Source organism: Pseudomonas sp. LBUM1672 (genome assembly GCF_059695655.1).
The window spans coordinates 2818148-2836119 of record NZ_CP166781.1; the positions used below are offsets into that span (position 1 = coordinate 2818148).

At 54.6% G+C, this 17972-nt stretch carries 19 protein-coding genes and 2 pseudogenes; 12 read left to right on the plus strand and 9 right to left on the minus strand.

The window, feature by feature from the left end; all coding sequences use genetic code 11:
• Positions 1 to 81: 81 nt before the first annotated feature.
• Positions 82 to 1518, plus strand: a complete 1437-nt coding sequence (locus tag ACA053_RS12915; protein WP_497392991.1) for an IS1182 family transposase — start codon at positions 82 to 84, stop codon at positions 1516 to 1518.
• A gap of 340 nt (positions 1519 to 1858) precedes the next feature.
• Here the strand turns inward: ACA053_RS12915 and ACA053_RS12920 are convergent, their stop codons facing one another.
• From ACA053_RS12920 to ACA053_RS12930, 3 genes and pseudogenes are all read right to left on the minus strand, one after another.
• Positions 1859 to 2080, minus strand: a complete 222-nt coding sequence (locus tag ACA053_RS12920; protein ID WP_109630428.1) for a hypothetical protein — start codon at positions 2078 to 2080, stop codon at positions 1859 to 1861.
• Positions 2081 to 2481: 401 nt separating this feature from the next.
• Positions 2482 to 2832 (minus strand): hypothetical protein, encoded by a 351-nt coding sequence (locus ACA053_RS12925; protein ID WP_497395808.1) that lies wholly within the window; start codon positions 2830 to 2832, stop codon positions 2482 to 2484.
• 84 nt (positions 2833 to 2916) lie between these two features.
• Positions 2917 to 3129, minus strand: a pseudogene (locus ACA053_RS12930) (integrase); the annotation flags it as partial.
• A 687-nt stretch (positions 3130 to 3816) separates the two neighbouring features.
• On the opposite strand from ACA053_RS12930, the gene rimA reads away from it, so the two are divergent.
• The 4 genes from rimA (at position 3817) to ACA053_RS12950 (ending at position 7355) form a co-directional block, all read left to right on the plus strand.
• Entirely contained in the window at positions 3817 to 4590 is a 774-nt protein-coding gene (gene rimA / locus ACA053_RS12935; protein WP_109630437.1) for a S6 modification regulatory phosphodiesterase RimA, read from the plus strand.
• A gap of 228 nt (positions 4591 to 4818) precedes the next feature.
• Positions 4819 to 5178, plus strand: coding sequence for a hypothetical protein (locus tag ACA053_RS12940; protein ID WP_497395810.1), 360 nt, complete (start codon positions 4819 to 4821; stop codon positions 5176 to 5178).
• A 2-nt stretch (positions 5179 to 5180) separates the two neighbouring features.
• A complete protein-coding gene (locus tag ACA053_RS12945) occupies positions 5181 to 6470 on the plus strand; it encodes a sensor domain-containing diguanylate cyclase (RefSeq protein WP_497395812.1) in 1290 nt (429 codons plus the stop codon).
• 585 nt (positions 6471 to 7055) lie between these two features.
• The gene (locus ACA053_RS12950; RefSeq protein WP_497317659.1) at positions 7056 to 7355 is read left to right on the plus strand and encodes a hypothetical protein; all 300 of its coding nucleotides are present in this window, start codon (positions 7056 to 7058) and stop codon (positions 7353 to 7355) included.
• A 79-nt stretch (positions 7356 to 7434) separates the two neighbouring features.
• Here ACA053_RS12950 and ACA053_RS12955 read toward each other — a convergent pair whose 3' ends face one another.
• Positions 7435 to 7917, minus strand: a complete 483-nt coding sequence (locus tag ACA053_RS12955) for a GNAT family N-acetyltransferase (RefSeq protein ID WP_497395814.1) — start codon at positions 7915 to 7917, stop codon at positions 7435 to 7437.
• A 208-nt stretch (positions 7918 to 8125) separates the two neighbouring features.
• Positions 8126 to 8572 carry a GNAT family N-acetyltransferase gene (locus ACA053_RS12960; protein ID WP_497395816.1) on the minus strand — a complete coding sequence of 149 codons (447 nt, stop codon included), beginning with the start codon at positions 8570 to 8572 and terminating at the stop codon, positions 8126 to 8128.
• A 703-nt stretch (positions 8573 to 9275) separates the two neighbouring features.
• Here ACA053_RS12960 and ACA053_RS12965 point away from each other — a divergent pair.
• A complete protein-coding gene (locus ACA053_RS12965; RefSeq protein ID WP_497317663.1) occupies positions 9276 to 9635 on the plus strand; it encodes a DUF6124 family protein in 360 nt (119 codons plus the stop codon).
• A gap of 209 nt (positions 9636 to 9844) precedes the next feature.
• Here the strand turns inward: ACA053_RS12965 and ACA053_RS12970 are convergent, their stop codons facing one another.
• From ACA053_RS12970 to ACA053_RS12980, 3 genes and pseudogenes are all read right to left on the minus strand, one after another.
• The gene (locus ACA053_RS12970; RefSeq protein WP_497317665.1) at positions 9845 to 10204 is read right to left on the minus strand and encodes a DUF7079 family protein; all 360 of its coding nucleotides are present in this window, start codon (positions 10202 to 10204) and stop codon (positions 9845 to 9847) included.
• Between the two features lie 99 nt (positions 10205 to 10303).
• Positions 10304 to 10483: pseudogene (locus ACA053_RS12975) on the minus strand (PAAR domain-containing protein); the annotation flags it as partial.
• A 125-nt stretch (positions 10484 to 10608) separates the two neighbouring features.
• The gene (locus ACA053_RS12980) at positions 10609 to 11229 is read right to left on the minus strand and encodes a LysE family translocator (RefSeq protein ID WP_109630464.1); all 621 of its coding nucleotides are present in this window, start codon (positions 11227 to 11229) and stop codon (positions 10609 to 10611) included.
• A gap of 473 nt (positions 11230 to 11702) precedes the next feature.
• Between ACA053_RS12980 and ACA053_RS12985 the strand changes: the two genes are divergently transcribed.
• A complete protein-coding gene (locus ACA053_RS12985; RefSeq protein WP_497317667.1) occupies positions 11703 to 12065 on the plus strand; it encodes a DUF6124 family protein in 363 nt (120 codons plus the stop codon).
• 168 nt (positions 12066 to 12233) lie between these two features.
• On the opposite strand, the gene ACA053_RS12990 is transcribed toward ACA053_RS12985, so the two are convergent.
• Positions 12234 to 13130: a DMT family transporter gene (locus tag ACA053_RS12990; protein WP_497395818.1), complete on the minus strand. Its 897-nt coding sequence runs from the start codon at positions 13128 to 13130 to the stop codon at positions 12234 to 12236.
• An 88-nt stretch (positions 13131 to 13218) separates the two neighbouring features.
• Here ACA053_RS12990 and ACA053_RS12995 point away from each other — a divergent pair, with 88 nt between their 5' ends.
• The 5 genes from ACA053_RS12995 to ACA053_RS13015 all read left to right on the plus strand — a co-directional run bounded on the left by ACA053_RS12995 (position 13219) and on the right by ACA053_RS13015 (position 17943).
• Positions 13219 to 14550 carry an aminotransferase-like domain-containing protein gene (locus ACA053_RS12995; protein ID WP_497395820.1) on the plus strand — a complete coding sequence of 444 codons (1332 nt, stop codon included), beginning with the start codon at positions 13219 to 13221 and terminating at the stop codon, positions 14548 to 14550.
• 7 nt (positions 14551 to 14557) lie between these two features.
• Entirely contained in the window at positions 14558 to 14857 is a 300-nt protein-coding gene (locus tag ACA053_RS13000; protein WP_497318232.1) for a sterol desaturase family protein, read from the plus strand.
• Between the two features lie 102 nt (positions 14858 to 14959).
• Positions 14960 to 15919, plus strand: coding sequence for a Bug family tripartite tricarboxylate transporter substrate binding protein (locus ACA053_RS13005; protein WP_497395822.1), 960 nt, complete (start codon positions 14960 to 14962; stop codon positions 15917 to 15919).
• On the plus strand, positions 15916 to 16410 hold the full coding sequence (locus ACA053_RS13010; RefSeq protein WP_497395824.1) for a tripartite tricarboxylate transporter TctB family protein: 495 nt from the start codon (positions 15916 to 15918) through the stop codon (positions 16408 to 16410). Before ACA053_RS13005 ends, ACA053_RS13010 begins: the two co-directional genes overlap by 4 nt.
• A gap of 24 nt (positions 16411 to 16434) precedes the next feature.
• Positions 16435 to 17943 carry a tripartite tricarboxylate transporter permease gene (locus tag ACA053_RS13015; RefSeq protein ID WP_497395826.1) on the plus strand — a complete coding sequence of 503 codons (1509 nt, stop codon included), beginning with the start codon at positions 16435 to 16437 and terminating at the stop codon, positions 17941 to 17943.
• The last annotated feature ends 29 nt before the right edge of the window (positions 17944 to 17972 follow it).

Here is a 17972-nt window from a genome sequence, read left to right on the forward strand (position 1 = left end):
AGTCCGCTTTGGGTCCAGGCTGTGTGAAAACGCCTGCGATTGTCTAATCTTCTGATCGTCGAGATCGTGGCGGGGACGATCATGAAGCGATTCATTGAAGGTGAGGCTCGGACGCAAGTCACGTTGCTGCCTGAGTGCTTGGACGATTACGTTGCCGAGGAAAATCCAGTGCGCGTGGTCGACGTTTTCGTCGATGAACTCGACTTGGGTGCACTTGGGTTTGAAGGTGTTTATCCTGCTGCAACGGGCCGTCCTGCCTACCATCCTGCGATCTTGCTGAAGATCTATATCTACGGCTACCTCAATCGGATTCAGTCCAGCCGCCGGCTTGAGCGTGAAGCCCAGCGTAACGTCGAGTTGATGTGGCTGACGGGCCGCTTGGCTCCAGATTTCAAAACTATCGCCGACTTTCGCAAGGATAACGGCAAGGCTATTCGGAGTGTCTGCCGGCAATTCGTAGTGCTTTGCCGCAACCTCAATCTCTTCTCCCAATCAATTATCGCCATCGACGGCAGCAAATTCAAAGCCGTGAACAACCGCGACCGTAACTTCACCCAGGGCAAGGTGAAGGCACGCATGCTGCAGATCGAGCAGAGCATTGATCGATATCTGGCAGCGATGGATTCGGCGGATCGGGCAACGCCCGAAGTCGCCGAGGCCAAAGCAGAGCGGCTTAAAGAAAAGATAGAAACACTGAAAAAGCAGATGCAGAAACTCAAGGAAATCGAGGCGCAGCTCCACGAAAGTCCAGACCAGCAGATCTCCCTCACAGACCCAGATGCACGCTCAATGGCCACGAGCGGTCGAGGCACCGGAACGGTTGGCTACAACGTACAAACAGCTGTCGACGACAAACACCACCTGATCATTGCCCACGAGGTGACCAACGTTGGTAATGATCGTGGGCAACTGAGCAATATGGCGAACCAAGCGCGTGAAGAAATCGAGGCTGAATCGCTAACGGTGGTGGCCGATCGGGGCTATTACAAAGGTCTGGAAATCCTTGCTTGCGAGCAAGCCGGCATCACTACCTTCGTACCGAAGCCCCTCACATCTGGCAGCAAAGCCGAAGGCCGATTTGGTAAGCAGGACTTCATCTACCTTGCTGCATCGGACGAGTATCGATGCCCGGCGGGGCAGTTACTGACTCGGCGGCATTCGTCGATGGAAGACGGCATGTTATTGCATTGTTACTACTTCTCGGGCTGCCAGTCTTGCTCAATGCAAAAGCAATGTACGACGGGTAAGGAGCGCCGTGTGAAACGCTGGGAACATGAGGCTGTAGTCGATGCGATGCAAGTTCGGCTAGAACATGATCCAGCGATGATGAGGGTTCGTCGACAGACCGTTGAACATCCTTTTGGAACGCTCAAGTACTGGATGGGAAGTACCCACTTCCTGACCAAAACCCTTCCGAGGGTGAGCACTGAGATGAGCCTTCATGTGCTCGCCTACAACCTCAAACGAATGATGAGCATCTTCGGCACCGCAGGACTGCTTGAGGCGATCAGGGCGTGAATCCAGCCGCTTGGCTCGCCCGTTGGTAGCCAATTGGGCCGCTGACGCGGCCCAATCGGCATTACAAACGTCTATGTAGCTGACTAAGCTAATTCGCGCTTCCGCCCGCTGATTCCATAGGCAACCCTCGCGACTCTCAGTTTTCGAGGTGTTTAGCGCGTTTTCACACAGCCTGGGTCGATAGCTGCCCGTCATCAGTGGTAGCTATCGGGTAATGCTAGATATCAGAATGGGGGCTAGAATGAGCCGAACGGCTTGCGTTGATCTCGCCAAGCTTGAGTAGACGCTGATCGAAGGCGTGCATATTTCAACCATTCGCCCGCAACCAACACGCTTCGTTTCACCCATACATGTACAAAAGGTCGTCGATCAGCTCTAGCTCCTGCTGCGTGTACTGGACCTTGTTGTACCGTCTAATGTTCTCAAGCACACCTCTGATCGGAACCTGCCGCGAAGGATCCTGAACAATTTCGATCAGACGGTCGTAATCGGGATCGTTTCCCTTGAGGTATTTTTCAATCAGTTCTTTGAGCGCTACGCGCGCCTCTAGATCGGTTAGCACTGTTACTTCTCCGGCAAGACAATGACCTCATCCACTTTGATGATAGTGGTAGTACCTGGTTTCGGAATGAGTTATCGCGCACCACCTGTACCTTAGCCAGCATACGCTTTCGTGAAGCGTTCCAGGTTCGGACTTTTACCATCAAGCTAATGTGGGACTTTTACGATTGGCACGTCGTCCTTATAGAGTTGCAGCGTGTCGAACTTCAATCGCAGGCAACCATCACTCCATGCAGGGGCGGGGGCAGCACTACGGCCATCAAGCAGATTTGGTATCCATGTGGCGATTCAGTGGTTGCAGAAAACTCTGAATGATAGGGTAAATGTAGGGAGCCATTCCGGTCTGTGAGATGGTTTCAATCCCCGCGTGTGCTGCGGGGATTACTTTCCATAAGCTAGGAGCTACTGATAAAGTCCCGCAGAAGAATCCAGGGCGTTCAACAATTCCTGAGCTGGAATAGCGTACTGACAGAGGTTCGCCATATCCAGATCCCCCCAGTCTTGATCATCATCAATTTCCAATATCAGCAAATCGATTTTTTTGAGCTGGAAGAAACTGATGATGTCGCGAATCTCTTTCTCGCGTTGCACCTGATCATTTCCATAGAGCCCACCGGCATAGAAGAAGCCCTTATCACCCATGGCAAGTTTCTTCTGAGAGCCAATAAGGGACATTTTGAAGCGTTGGTGAAGAAATTTCGCGGCTTCCACATCACTCGTCGGTGATGCCGCTGCAATGCTTATTTTGGTCATGGTTTAAAAGTCCTCAGAGATCAGAGGGTTAAGTGGTTTGCCCATGGTGTCTTTCTGGTAGTTACCATCGTGCCACCTGTGTTCATGGGCGACGTCGCGCACGCGGAGCGTGGTTAAGTCGCAGGCCCGAAGCTTGCTGTCGATGGCCATATCGAAGAGCGCAAGATCACGGGTTCGTTCTGCAATTTGAAGCCTTCCCCGGATGGCCCAGATATCTCTCAGTCGGAGTGGAGCTTTCTGCCCAACCAATTTTCCTTTGTTCCAGGGCTGACGGCTGCAGGTAGCGAAGATGTTCATGACTAGTCCTCCACGTTTCGAAGGCAACGACGCCTGATGGTCAATACTTTGTGGTCAAAGGGCAGCTCTGGCGGTGTACCAACCCATCGCTGAGTGAGCGATGTGCGGTCAACGAGCTAATGGCCGCTCGTCGTGAGGTTAAGGCAGCGAAAGTCTCTGGCGATTCTGAGCAGTTAAAGAAGGAAAGGCCCCCACAAAGCGGATCTATTAAATGATTCAAAAAGGTTCGAGGTCGAGCTGAGATTCCATTCGTGTCCTAGTAGATGGCGGTTCCCCTGCAATCGTGCGATGCAGAATGCTAGTGAGTGGTTCTCAATACCTTGGCGCACCATGATCACCTAGCCCGCTTGGCAAATGAATATCCATCGCCCCTCCCTTAGTGTTGTCTGAACTCATCCGAATTACGATCCCTGGTTCCCTCCATTTACGCCTTCAGGATACTTCGAGATCGGACAACGTGAGGAAGCTAACAAAATGCGTGCCAACACCCTCCGAAAACCATCATCTTATACTTTTGGCTAAAAAACACATATTTGCCGCGCTGCAAAAAATAATCAGCAATAGACTGCTACACTCCGATTCTCCAGTGGAAAGCTAAGTAAGGCACTCTGAGTGATTTCACTATTCACTCCAACGTTCAGGATTAACTAAATAATATAAATAATATCCAACTATTTGGAGTGCGACGTGACCGTTTTCCCGAACTCATTGACTTCGCCCAGTGGTTGCCAAGGATGCAAAAGCTCCTTAGAACTGGATTTAGATTTCACCTTCGCTTATCAGCCGATCGTGGACGTACGTGATCAGTCGATTTTTGCACATGAAGCATTAGTTCGGGGCCTCAACGGTGAAGGCGCGCTGTCAGTGCTCGAGAAAGTCAACGATCAGAATCGCTATGAATTCGATCAATTGTGCCGCGTTCGGGCTATTTCTACTGCAGCGCAGCTTGGCATGACCCAACATCTATCGATTAACTTTCTACCCAAAGCTGTCTACCGTCCAGAACTGTGCATTCGAAGCACACTCGAAGCTGCACGAGTTAATAATTTCCCCCTCGATCGGTTGATTTTCGAGACGGTTGAGAGCGAATATGTTGATAACAATCACCACCTAACCAATATATTATCAAAATACCGAAAGTTTGGATTCAAAACGGCAATTGATGACTTTGGTGCGGGTTATTCAGGGTTAAACTTATTAGCAGATTTTCAGCCGGATTTTATTAAGCTGGATCTTGCGTTGGTGCGCAATATTCATCTTGACTCCGCTCGCCAGGCTATCGTGCGTGGCATTGTTACAATGTGCGCCGATCTAGATGTAAAAATCATTGCTGAAGGTATAGAAAATTCGGAAGAACGGAATTTTCTTGCCGGCTGCGGAATTTTTCTAATGCAAGGTTTTTGGTTCGCCAAACCTGCATTTAAATCAATGGCTTCCATCGATCCAAGCGCTTGGATATAAGTAAAAATCCACAAAGTCTTATCGATCACATTTAATATTTGGCTAAGATAACAGCCGCGACATCGCCGCCATTATCCACTGGACCGATAAAACATAGAATAATAATTTGCAATTGGTCCTTGTCATATATTGGTTGCGGAAAGGGTGAGCACCCTGCATCAAAAGTTGACTGAAGATAGTCTGGCAGAAAGTGCTCAAATTGATATCGAACTTAGCGAGTGAATAGAAATGAATCTTACGTTCGAAGAAGCATCGATACAATCATTATTGGATGCGCCTGACCAACTGGATACTCTAAACTTCGGCATAATTGGTTTTAACGACGCTTCAGAAGTAACGGTTTACAATACTTTTGAAGCTACAAGTGCGGGCTTGCGACAGGCACGTGTTTTAGGTAAAAATTTATTTGTGGAAATTGCACCCTGCCTGAATAACGCCATGGTCGCTCAAAGGTTTGAGAATGAATCTGAGTTAGACGTGATTATTTCTTACGTTCTGGCGCTTCGAATGCGGCCAATCCCCGTCAGATTAAGACTACTTAAAAAAATCAATAATAACACCCGCTTCCTACTGGTTGAATGGGCATAAAAATGAGTGGCATTGAGCAGGATAATGACTCAATCGAGTCAGAGTACGAAGCGTTACTTTCATTCATGTATCTGTCACCCGTAGGACTGGTAAGAACCAACCCCAGCGGAAAAATTGATATGCTTAATCCTATGGCAACACAATTGTTGATGCCATTGGTTAAAGCTATTGGCCTTGAGAATCTGTTTGAAACACTTGCTTCCGTTGCGCCTGAATTACGTAACCTTGTGACAAGTTTTAGGGAGTCATGCGGATCAATATGTGTAAATCATAGAATTCACGTGACGTCCGCAGCCGACGGAGGTGTTGTACTGTCATGTACTATTGTGAAGGTCAACGACGATGTTTTGATAACAGTTCTGACTGATATCTCTTGCCAAGTTGCAACTGAAAGGAGGCTAAGGCAGACCGACTCATGGCTTGACGCCATTTATACTGTTGTTAACGATTTCGCAGTCCTCGGTTTGACTAAGCAGGGAGAGATTAATAGGTGGAGTCCCTCAGCAGAGCGTTTGACGGGATACTCGGAATCTGAGGCTATAGGTGAGACGTTGCGCCACTTCTGTAATCTTTCCGCCATGGATGTGCACGTTTTAGGTGAACATCTGGCATTCGCACGTGAGGAAGGTTGGCATTCACGAGACTATTATTGCCAACACAAATCGGGACACAATTTTTTTGCTCAGGCAATGATCGCCGTTTTGCGTGAAGAGGATGATGAGTTCTCTGGATATACTGTGGTGTTTCGGGATATTACCGAGCGAAAGGTGTCGAGCGAGAATCTTGCTGACTTGCTAACTAAAGATCACCTCACAGGTGCAGTTAACCGGGCTCATTTTTTCAACCTTGCGGAGAAAGAGTTTGCTCGAGCAACTCGATATAGGCAGTCAATATCGATAATCATGTTAGACGCTGACCACTTCAAACTTGTTAATGATCGTTGGGGGCATCCGATTGGCGACGAAGTTCTGAAGTCAATTGTTAAAGTTTCCGAGGGGGTTCTTCGGCCCGCGGACACTATAGCCCGGTTCGGTGGAGAAGAGTTTGTGATTATGCTGCCCAATACCAACAACCTCGAGACGTCCGTTATTGCAGAGCGACTCAGGAGCAGCATTGAGGCATCTAGTGTCGATGCTGGTGGCGAGGGAATTAAAATCACCGTCAGTATTGGATGTGCGTCGATGAATGAATCGCGATCCACTCTCAAGCAGTTGTTAGTCTCTGCAGATAGTGCGCTCTATCACGCAAAATCCAAGGGTAGAAACTGTATAGTTGATATTTGTGAATTCTAAATTGATGGCATCTCGTGGGTTAACACGAGATAGGCAAGTGAATTACCTAGATCTCAAATATTCCTAGTGGGCTTTGTGTTTCTCGATTTCAAGGGTCTCATTAGTTTTTAATAAGGCTCTCTTGCTGCACATGCTTCGCGATACCCAAAAACTCGACCGGATCAATGCCAAAGCGCCGTCAGGTTTCTATAGCTCCAATACCCCCTGCATGCGACCTGCAATCCTTGCAATAACCCCTCATGGCGTTGGCAAGCGCGAGCTCATTTTCGTAAAGTTTTTCGAGGATTTCCGGCAGATGAGTGTTTGCTTACTTGGCGACATTTCATCAGCGTGAAAGGAAAACTTAGCAGTGGCAAGACGGCGTGCACTAGCTTCATGGTGATTTAGGTTGTATGACCGAGTTACCAGGGCATGAGCTATCTCCGAGCTAGTAGAGGTTCCCGAATGGCCGCTTCTGGCCGATTTCTGCCTGTTGCGACGGGCCGCAAACAACCCGAAGCGGTCTTTTGCTTTTGCCTGTCTGCGAGTTTATATAACCTCGCGAAATTCGTTTCGCACACTCGTTGCAATATCTAGGATCCTTTTATGCTGACTGACCAGACCAGGCTACTCGCCCTCGCATTGCTTGAGATCAGGACATTGCTTGCTGATTATCTGGGCAGCGATGTCGATGCTCCAATGAGCGTCCGTGTCGCGGCGCATATGGCCTATGCACTCCACAATGAGGCGGAGGCTGCATACAGCAACGCTGAATTTCAGATCGACCACGCAACTCGGAAAATCGCCGCGATCGATGAGATTCTTGGTGTTACGGATGGTGCCGCGTTGTTGAGCAGATTTGAAATCGAGGCCAAAGTCATTCTGGATAGCGCTCAACCTGGATGACCGCTTCTGGCCCAGAGCTGTCAGTTATGAACCCAGCAGAAGTCCCTCGAGCCTCTTTTGACCTTTAGGGGGATCGCCTTTACAGACGCATTCCCATCTCGAAAGCACGAGTTTCAAACCCGAACTCTGTGTACATGCGAGCAGCGCGTGCATTGAACGGCCAGACGGACAACCTCAAGTCCTGGGCGTCATTTTCGATAGCCCAGTTTTTAACGAGCTGAATAAGCATACGTCCAATACCTTTCCCCCAAAATTGCTCGGCAACACATACCGATCCAATGCGAACAACATTCAGCGGTTGCATCAGCGGCCCAGAGCTTGCCGACAAGCTGGCGGTTATGAAGGCTGCGGCCTGGTGACCGACATTCGCGATGAATACAACCTGACCCGGTTTCTCGAAAAGACCTGGCCAGTGAGGAAGATCGCGCGAAAAGTCTTGGGTGGCAGCCGCGTAAATATCGGGGCGGGCAGCGTGGTGCACCGCGTTAAGCAATTGTCCTAACTCACAAATGCTCAATGCGTCTTCTACCGTTGCTGCTCGGTAAATAATGGCTTCGTCCATGATGTGCAGCTCTCCTTGATTGTATGGGTGGTTCGCAGGGCTCCCGGTCTTTGTCTCATGGCAGGGATGATATTCCAATGGCTGCTTTTGGGCTGTGGATTCAACCTGTCGATGCAACAGATTTGCTAAATCCGCAGGCCGAAAGCAGCCATTCCGGACGCTCCTGCACGCAAGAGTGATCGCCATGCGTGGAAGGACTATCCATTAGTCATTTGATATGTCGGTAGACCTTTGTTGTACGGACCGAAAATCCTGCCCCCTCATATAAACGATGGGCAGATTCACGATCTGGATTGGAGGTTAAATCCAGAGTTCTCGCGCCGAGGTCATGGCTTATTTCTATTGCTGCTTGTATGAGTGCTTTGCCGACCCCTTGACCTCGAGCACTGGCATCTACTACGACGTCTTCGATCCAGGCACGAATGCCTGTCGGAATGCGAAAATGAATTAGGGTTAGCGCCCCCAAAATGCTTCCTCCACCTGCCGCTCTCACTACCAATAAATCGGAGCACTCTGAATCCACAATCTGCTCCAAATCTTCCATTGTCATCGCTTGAGCGTTTCTGGAAAGCTGTGGGAGAAGGTCATTCAAAGATCTGAGCAGCATAGGATCGGTTTCTTGAACCACCTCGACAATAGCGGATTGGTTTGTCATTAGAGATCCTCAAGTGAAGGGGGGTGAAGCTTCAATGGTTCAATTCGACACACTACCCCAAAGGCTCTGCGAGTGACCGCTTCTGGCCCAGAGTGTGTCATAACCCTTGTTAGCCGCTTCCACTCCGGAATGTTTTGGCTTACTCAGCCTAGGTCAGACATCAGTTGCTCACTTCCCTTCAGGTATTTTTCAATTAGCTCTTTGAAGGGGACGCGGGCCTGCAGGTTGGTTCGCATTTTTATTGCTCCGGCAAAATAGTGACTTCATCCGCGTGCGGTGGTGTAGGCAAGTCGCCGTACACTTTTGTTGCTTTTCGTGAGTGCGCGCCCGCTCATTCAACATGATTTGAGGGGGCGTGTTTAAACTCCGCCGAGTTTACTTCTTGAAAGCTACAAATCCTTGCGCCGTTGCCTACGGCTGCGCCAGAATCCGCCGGCTTGTGTGTCGTAGCCCTTGGTTCTATCGTTTCCGTGCCGCTGATCATTCAGCGGTCGGGCTTGGAAACTCGACGGGTAAACGACACGAAAGCACCTCTTCATAACGTATTTTTTTCGCACTAAGTGCATTGCGTTATGGCGGCTGTGCGTGGGAGACCTTATAGGTCTGCCGGGCTCGTTTACCCTGGTTTTCCAACCCGCGTACAGCTGCCACCCCTTCGCTTGGAAACGAACGTGGCAGCTTCACCAGTAAACGAGGTTTCACCATGTTCAAAGTCACACCAAACCCGCCGGTCACCGATCCGGTTTCCCCATACGAACCTGATTCAAAGAAGCTCAACGAGGCTGCGGAACGGGCGCTCGACTTCCACTTCCCGTCAAATGCCGATATCAAAGCCACTCCGCGAATACGCAGCACCCTGTTTTCCGTAGACCCGGAGGCCACCGCCGAAACCCTGGCGGTTTATCTGGTCGAGATCCTGGCCTCGGTCGATGTGATGGTCCATCAATTGGTGGATCATCTGGAGGGTGAATCGCGTTACGCCTTATTGGGCATTTCCAACAGCATCATGATGGCGGAGATCACAGCGAATCGAGTGTTGGATACGATTGATCTGCCCAAGTAGGTGCCGCTTGCTGTGGAGAGTGGCTAACTGATGTTTGGTTGTTAATCAGGGCCAGAAGTTGCATAGCAGCGACTCGCTGCGTTTCAAACGCGATGAAAACCCCCGGTGGTTTGCTGATCACTGGGGGCTTTTGTTGGCAGCAAGACCGGCCGGCTTTATCGCTGGTCAAATGCTCCCCCGGTCACATGTTGCTTATCGCCTCGTTCTTGTTAAGCACGAAATTTCATGAGCTCCTTCCAAATGTAACCGTAGCTGTAGCGAAGCCATGCAACTTTTAACAAGTCGAATCTACGTCGTAGCCAACTGTTTTCTCGCGCTTTTAGCTCTTTGGTTATTTCATCTAACAACCACTCATCCTTAAAACCAGTCCAGACAGGAGGGACGGGCGTTTCAAGGTTGCTGAAACACACAGGCGCGACCTCTGAGTACAAGATCTCCTCAACGACCTTTGGGTCATAGCCCCGGATTCTTTCTGCGATAGAGGCGTAGTCGACAGAGCTGTCTACAAAAGCCTCTGCCAGTGCGATCTGGATGCTTGCTCGTTCCGCAGGAGTCAGAATATGTACCAATGGGTGTGCTCCTTTAGCTCTGCGTCGAACGCTCCCCGGTCAATAGCTTCGTCCGCTTTAAGCACGAACTCCATCCCAATGCCTACGCCCTTCAGCACTAAACACGGTGCCGGACACTTCCGAGGCTAGCGCACTACCGCAGGTACACGTGTCACCTTTGCGAGCGGCTGCAAGACCGTCGAAGAACACATCAGGAGAACCGGAGGCGATAGCTTTGGAACCGTGCCCCGGGATGGGACAACTGGTTGGGTCGGTAATTCGTGCAGCTGGCTTTGCCATGCTTGACTCCCTGTCAACGAATTTAAAGGGGGGCGACTGTATCAGACTTGCTCTGAAAAATGGCTCGCGAAGCGAGGCATAAGACGAGCTGAGCGACGGCTCCACCGGAAAGTTTGCCCTGGAACTCAGGCGCGGCGCGCCATCAACAGCACCGAAGCCGCCGCCGACAACAACCCGGCGCAGCAACGATTGAATATCCGCTTGCCCCGAGGCTCGGCAAACCAGCGGCGCATGTGCAGGCCCATGTAGGCGTAGGCGCTGATGGCGATCCATTCCAGCATCAGGAACAACGCGCCGAGCAGCGCGAACTGCGGTGCCACCGCGCGGGTCGGGTCGACGAACTGGGGCAGGAACGCGGTGAAGATCAGGATTGCCTTGGGATTGCCGGCCGCCACCAGAAACTCCTGTCGCGCCAACGCCAACACGCCAACCGACGCCCGCGTCACTGCCTGCTCGGCCCCCGGATCGGCGCGCCACAACTGCCACGCCAGGTAAAACAGATACGCCGCGCCGACAATTTTGATGCCATAGAACAGCAACTCGGACGTTTGCAGCACCACCGCCAACCCGGCCGACGCCAAGGCAATCATCCCGGCAAACGCCAGCAACCGCCCGATCCCGGCCACGCACGAGATGCGGTAGCCGTAGCGGGTCGAGTTGCTGACCGACAGCAGATTATTCGGGCCCGGCGCCATGTTCAAGGCGAAGCAGGCGGGGAGAAACAGCGTCAGCGTGGCGAGGTCCATGACAGGTCTCTGGTAACGAGAACGGTATTTTTATCATGGGACCCGGGTGGCATTCCCCGTACAGCGGTGGACGCAAGTCGCCGTACACTTTTGTTGCTCGTGGTGAGTGCGCCCCGTTCATTCAACAGGTTTGAGAGCGCTTGTTTAAACGCCATCAAGTTTACTTCCTGAAAGCTACAAATCCTTGCGCCGTTGCCTACGGCTGCGCCAGAATCCGCCGGCTTGTGCGCCTAGGGCCGGGCCTCTATCGTTTCCGGGTCGCTGCCAATTCAGCGTCCGGATTTGACCGTCCGATTCAATCAAGGCGTACCAGTGCCCAAGAAAAGCGTCCGGCTTTTTTGCGGTGGCTGTGCGTGGGACATCTTCGGGTGTGCCGGATGCCTTGATTTCCGGTCGGTCAACCCGCGTACAGCTGCCACCTCTATTCGTTTGACCGCGAGCGGTGGCGGCTCCACTAATCAAGGAGCAACACCATGTTCAAAGCCACGCCCAATCCCCCGGAAACGGACGACGTTTCCCCCTACGAATCCACCGATTCCAAAAAACTCAACGATGCCGCCGAGCGAGCGCTCGACTACCACTTCCCGTCGAACGCCGACATCAAAGCCATCCCGCGAACCCGCAGCAGCCTGTTTTCCGTAGATCCCGAGGCCACGGTCGAAACATTGGCGGTTTATCTGGTCGAGACACTGGCCTCGGTCGATGTGATGGTGCACCAGTTGGTGGATCATCTGGAGGGTGAATCGCGTTACGCGCTGTTGGGTATTTCCAACAGCATCATGATGGCGGAGATCACCGCGAACCGGGTGTTGGATAAAGTTGATCTGCCCAAGTAGGGGTGGTCTACGGTGGTAATGGGGAACTGATGTTTGGCTATCTATCAGGGCCAGAAATGGCATAGCAGAGACGTCGCGACGTTTTAGCGCGAAGAAAACGCCAGTGGTCTGCCGATCACTGGGGTTTTTTGTAGCCGAAAGACCTGCGGGCTTTGCCGGGTACCGGCGTTACTTCGCAAACCTCCTCGCACCCACCACACACAAAATCACCGCAACAGTAACCCCCAGCATGCCGAGACTAACCTGCTCGTGAAGCAACGTAGCCGCCAGCGCCAAGCCAAAAAATGGCTGCAGCAACTGAAGCTGTCCAACCGCGGCAATCCCTCCTTGAGCCAGTCCGCGATACCAGAATACGAAGCCGATCAGCATGCTGAAAAGCGACACGTACCCGAGGCTCCACCAGGCTGGCGCGCTGATGCCGGAGAACGAAAAGGGCGTCAGCCACCAGGTCAGCGGCGCCACCACCGGTAACGACAACACCAATGCCCAGGAAATCACCTGCCAGCCGCCCAGGGTTTTGGACAGCTTCGCCCCTTCGGCGTAACCGAGGCCGCAGGCAAGGATGGCCAGCAGCATGAGGATGTCGCCGGCCGGGGAGGCGGTCAGCCCTTGGGAAATGGCGAACCCGACCACCAGCAGGCTGCCCAGGATCGAGAAGAACCAGAACGCCGGACGGGGACGCTCGCCACCGCGCAGTACACCGAACGCGGCGGTCGCAAGCGGCAACATGCCGACGAAGACAATGGAATGCGCGGACGTCACGTACTGAAGTGCCAGCGCCGTCAGCAGCGGAAACCCGATCACCACGCCCAACGCGACGATGACCAAGGGCAGTAACTGGTGTCGCGCCGGACGCTGTTCCTTGAACAGCCACAAAATGCACAGTGCCAGCACGCCGGCGATGGTGGCGCGGGCCACGGTCAGAAAGACCGGTTCGAATTCAAGGACGGCCACTCGTGTCGCCGGCAGCGAACCGCTGAAGATCAGCACACCGATGAGTCCATTGATCAACCCGCTGGTGTTCTTTTCCATGGTCTGGTTTTGCAGCTTCGATGCACGTTCCATTTTGGGTTCACTCAGTCGGGTTGCATGAGGCGCATCGTATGACCGACTATCGATACAATCAAAAAATTGTCATGGATACATTTCCCATATGCCTCGCTCCCGGTACAAGTCGCTGGTGGATGCCTTTGCAGCCGATATCCGTTCAGGGCGTTTGCCGCCCGGTACGCGTTTGCCCACGCATCGCCTGCTTGCCGCCAGCCATGGATTGGCCTTGGTCACTGCCAGCAGGGTTTATGCAGAGCTGGAGGCCATGGGCCTGGTCAGCGGTGAAACGGGGCGCGGGACTTTTGTTCGGGAGACTTCGCTGCCGCCCAGCCAGGGCATTCATCAGCCCAACGTTGCGGCGGGGATGATCGACCTCAATTTCAACTATCCGTCCGTGCCGGGGCAGGCCGATCTGCTGCGCAATGCCTTGCGTCAGCTCGCGTTGTCCGGCGACCTGGAATCCCATCTGCGCTACCAGCCGCATGCGGGGCGCCCGCACGAGCGGGCATCGGTCGCGCGTCATCTGGTTGCGCGGGGGCTGACGGTGCAGGCCGAGCAGGTGTTGCTCGTCAGTGGCGCTCAGCACGGATTGACGGTGGCCTTGATGGCATTGCTGCAACCCGGTGATGTGATCGCGGCAGATGCCTTGACCTACCCGGGGTTCAAGGTGCTGGCCGAAACGCTGCACCTTGAAGTCGTGCCCATTCCCGGCACCGACACCGGGCCGGATCTGGAGGCGTTCGAAAAACTCTGCCGAAGTCGTTCCGTGCGTGCGGTCTACACCATGCCGACGCTGCATAATCCGCTGGGTTGGGTGATGGCCGCCGATCAACGTGAGCGCCTCGTGGCCATTGCGCGCAAGCACGACCTGCACATCATCGAGGACGCGGCGTACGCGTTTCTGGCAGAGGATTCGCTGCCGCCGATCGCGCAACTGGCGCCTGAAAGAACGCTGTACGTTTCAGGATTCTCCAAGAGCGTCGCCACCGGGCTACGCGTCGGATTTGTTGCAGCGCCCCTGCAAACGGTGCCTGCGCTGGAGCGTACGATCCGGGCGACCACCTGGAATACCCCCGGGGTGCTGACGGCGATTGCCTGCGCGTGGATCGATGATGGAACCGTCAGCCTGCTTGAGGCGCAAAAGCGCGCAGACGCCCAGGCCCGGCAAGCCATAGCCGACCAGCACCTGGCCGGCCTGCACTTCGTGCGCCATCCATCCTCCTACTTCATCTGGCTGCCCTTGTCGGAAGACGCGCGGGCCGACCAGATCGCCATGGCGTTGATGCGTGAGCACGTCGCGGTATCGACCGCAGAACCGTTCGCGACTTCTGTCCATGTGCCCCACGCGATCCGCCTGGCGTTGGGCTCGGTAGACATGGGCGCGCTTGGCGTGGCGCTGGAGAAAGTGAAGCGGGTGGTGGGGGCTTACACATAGCGGAGCCATATCAAGCCAAAACCGGATGACTGCAAGTACACCGCGTTATCGTTCTTCGCGAGCAAGCCAGCATCAGACTCACCACAGCGACGCGCCTCGATACATCAACAAGAACTTTGGAATCAACCTTTCTCTCTGGGACTGGATGTTCGGCACGCTCTACGTCACCACCTCGAAGCCGGAAACCATCCGCTTCGGCACCGGTGAGCAGGACCACGAACGTTACCTGACGGTCTACAGCCTGATCGTCACGCCGCCGAAGGATCTCGTAAAGCATTCAGCTGAGCGAAGGGCGTCACCAAACTGAAGCATGGCCTACGCTTGTTCACAGACGCATGTTCAGTGAGCAGGGTTTGCTCCTGAGCGAGATTCAATCGGCACCCACAAAAATAATATCGGGAGACTCCATATGCTCGCCTTGTTCCGTCGCTCCATTGCAGTGGCCATGACGGCTGCCGCGCTCACTACGCCGGCGTTTGCGCTGGACACCGTCAAGTTCATGGCCCCAGGCTCCGTCGGTGGCGGCTATGACCAGACCGCACGGGACCTGGGAAAAGCCCTGGTCGAGGCCAAAGCCGCAAAATCCGTCACCTTCGAGAACAAGGGCGGGGCAGGCGGGACGTTGGGGCTGGCGCAATTTGCCAACAGCACCAAGGGCGATCCGAATGCGCTGCTGGTGGTCGGCGCGATCATGGTCGCGGGTATTGAGCAGAACAAGCCGCAAATCACCCTGAAGGACGTGACTCCGATCGCCCGGCTGTTTACCGAATACAACGTGATTGCGGTACGCAAGGAGTCCGAGTTCAAAACCCTGGACGACTTGCTCAAAGCCTTCAAGGACAAACCGTCCAGCATCACCTGGGGCGGTGGCTCCAAGGGCTCGATCGATCACATCGGGATCGCCGATCTGGCCAGCAAAATGGGAATCCCTGTCAATAAGGTCAATTACGTCGCCTTCGCCGGCGGGGGGGAAGTCGTTGCTCAGGTGCTGGGCGGCCAGATCAAAGTGATCACGGGTGGTTATGCCGAACTGGGCCAATACATCAGGAACGGTCAGTTCCGTGTGCTTGCCATCGGCGCACCGGAGCGTATTGCCGGGATCGATGCGCCGACGCTGAAAGAGAGCGGCTACGACGTGATTATCGGCAACTGGCGCGGTGTCTACGGTGCCTCGGGCCTTACTCCAGCGCAGCGCAAGGAAGTGACCGACGCCGTCGTGGCCGCCGCCAATAGCGAAGGCTGGAAGAAGAACGTCGAGACCAATAAATGGGCACCCAACGTCCTGACCGGCGATGAGTTCGGCACCTTTGTCGACCAGGAGCATGTGCGGTTGCGTGCAATGCTGGTCGAGGTCGGGTTGATTAAATGAACCCGTCTCGTCGAATCATGCCGGTACAACTGGCGATTGGCTTGGGCGTGGTCGCCATCAGTGCCGTACTGGCGCTAGGCGCCTACGGCTTTCCTGAGGAGATGGGGTTCGTCATCCTCGGCGCTCATGTCTATCCCTACGCGTTAGCGGTGTTTCTCGGCGTCGTCGGTCTGCTGCTGTGCTATCAGGCCGTCACCGGTGGTTTTCGCGAATTGGCCGACCACGATGATGAGTCTGCCAAGGCACTGCCCGGCGGCAAACTCGGGGCCGCCTGGGTGACAGCGGGACTGGTGGCCGTGGCCATGCTGATCAACCTCATCGGGTTCGTCCTGGCGGCCGGGTTGCTGTTTGCCTGTTCGGCCCGGGGTTTTGGCAGTCGCCGTCCGGTGCGGGACCTGGCCATCGGCATTGCCCTGACGCTGCCGATCTACTGGCTGTTCAACGCCGGGCTCGGGGTTTCCCTGCCGCCCCTGATCAACGCCTGGCTCTGACCCCGGCCCAAGGAGATAAACACGGTGGATATTCTCTCAAGTCTGGCCGTCGGTTTTGCCGCTGCGCTGACGCCGATCAATTTGATGTGGGGGTTTATCGGCTGCTTGCTCGGCACGGCCATTGGTGTCTTGCCGGGGATCGGACCGGCACTGACCGTTGCGCTGCTGTTGCCGATCACCGCAAAGGTCGACCCTACCGGGGCGCTGATCATGTTCGCTGGTATCTATTACGGCGCGCAGTTCGGTGGATCGACCACCTCGATCCTGCTCAATACCCCCGGAGAGTCGTCGTCCATGGTCACGGCCCTGGAAGGCAACCTCATGGCCCGTAACGGACGGGCAGGGCCGGCCTTGGCGACAGCGGCGATCGGCTCGTTTGTCGCCGGCACCATCGCCACGGTTATGCTCACCTTGTTTGCGCCGATCGTTGCCACGCTGGCGCTCAAGTTTGGTCCTGCGGAGTATTTTGCGATTCTGGTGCTGTCCTTCACCACCGTATCGGCGGTGCTCGGCGCCTCGATGCTGCGGGGGTTCGCTTCGCTGGGGATTGGCCTGACGATCGGCTTGATCGGCCTGGACTCGACCTCGGGCATTGCCCGCTACACCCTGGGTGTTCCGGAGTTGGTGGATGGCATCGAAGTCGTGCTCGTGGCGGTCGGTTTGTTTGCCGTGGGCGAGGCGTTGTACAGCCTGTTGTATCAAAAGGAAGAAGCGTCCGGTCGGCACCGGCTGACGTCTTTATGGATGACGCGCTCCGACTGGAAGCGCTCGATTCCTGCCTGGCTGCGGGGCACGCTGATCGGTTTCCCGTTCGGCTCGATTCCAGCCGGTGGCGCTGAAATTCCAACTTTCCTGTCCTATTCCGCCGAACGCAAACTGAGCAAGTTTCCCAAAGAGTTCGCGGGCAACAAGGGCGAGGGCGCCATCGAGGGGGTTGCCGGCCCCGAAGCGGCCAACAACGCCAGCGCCACCGGTTCTCTGGTGCCGCTACTGACGCTCGGTATTCCGACCTCTGCGACGGCGGCGATCCTGTTGGCCGCGTTCCAGAACTACAACCTGCAACCGGGGCCGATGCTGTTCCAGACCTCGGGCGATCTGGTCTGGACCCTTGTCGCTTCGCTGTACATCGGCAACGTCATCCTGCTGGTGTTGAACCTGCCGCTGGTGGGGTTGTGGGTCAAGCTGCTGCAGATTCCCCGACCGTACCTGAACGCCGGCATTCTGGTGTTCGCCACCATCGGCGTGTATGGCATGCGCCACTCTTCGTTCGACCTGCTGCTGATGCTGGCAATCGGTTGGGGCGGGGTGCTGATGCGGCGTTTCGATTTCCCCGTCGCGCCGGTGATCGTAGGCATGCTGCTGGGGCCGATGGCGGAAAAGCAGCTGCGCAACGCGTTGTCCATCAGCGAGGGTGACTGGATGATCTTTCTGACCCAACCCATTGCCGCGTCGTTCCTCGCGCTGACGCTGCTGGTGCTGGTCGTGCCTCATCTGCTGCACGCTCGGGGCATCAAGTTGCATGAGGATGATTAGGCAGTTTTCTTCAATACGCAGGGCAGGGC

Excerpts from the sequence above, each read along its gene's own strand:
- ACA053_RS12965 (WP_497317663.1), top strand. The coding sequence starts at position 9,276 with ATGTTCAAAGTCACACCAAACCCGCCGGTCACCGATCCGGTTTCCCCA.
- ACA053_RS12950 (WP_497317659.1), top strand. The coding sequence starts at position 7,056 with ATGCTGACTGACCAGACCAGGCTACTCGCCCTCGCATTGCTTGAGATC.
- ACA053_RS12955 (WP_497395814.1), bottom strand. The coding sequence starts at position 7,917 with ATGGACGAAGCCATTATTTACCGAGCAGCAACGGTAGAAGACGCATTG.
- ACA053_RS12995 (WP_497395820.1), top strand. The coding sequence starts at position 13,219 with ATGCCTCGCTCCCGGTACAAGTCGCTGGTGGATGCCTTTGCAGCCGAT.
- ACA053_RS12915 (WP_497392991.1), top strand. The coding sequence starts at position 82 with ATGAAGCGATTCATTGAAGGTGAGGCTCGGACGCAAGTCACGTTGCTG.
- ACA053_RS12985 (WP_497317667.1), top strand. The coding sequence starts at position 11,703 with ATGTTCAAAGCCACGCCCAATCCCCCGGAAACGGACGACGTTTCCCCC.
- ACA053_RS12940 (WP_497395810.1), top strand. The coding sequence starts at position 4,819 with ATGAATCTTACGTTCGAAGAAGCATCGATACAATCATTATTGGATGCG.
- ACA053_RS12960 (WP_497395816.1), bottom strand. The coding sequence starts at position 8,572 with ATGACAAACCAATCCGCTATTGTCGAGGTGGTTCAAGAAACCGATCCT.
- ACA053_RS12980 (WP_109630464.1), bottom strand. The coding sequence starts at position 11,229 with ATGGACCTCGCCACGCTGACGCTGTTTCTCCCCGCCTGCTTCGCCTTG.
- ACA053_RS12925 (WP_497395808.1), bottom strand. The coding sequence starts at position 2,832 with ATGACCAAAATAAGCATTGCAGCGGCATCACCGACGAGTGATGTGGAA.
- ACA053_RS12945 (WP_497395812.1), top strand. The coding sequence starts at position 5,181 with ATGAGTGGCATTGAGCAGGATAATGACTCAATCGAGTCAGAGTACGAA.
- ACA053_RS13005 (WP_497395822.1), top strand. The coding sequence starts at position 14,960 with ATGCTCGCCTTGTTCCGTCGCTCCATTGCAGTGGCCATGACGGCTGCC.
- ACA053_RS12990 (WP_497395818.1), bottom strand. The coding sequence starts at position 13,130 with ATGGAACGTGCATCGAAGCTGCAAAACCAGACCATGGAAAAGAACACC.
- ACA053_RS13010 (WP_497395824.1), top strand. The coding sequence starts at position 15,916 with ATGAACCCGTCTCGTCGAATCATGCCGGTACAACTGGCGATTGGCTTG.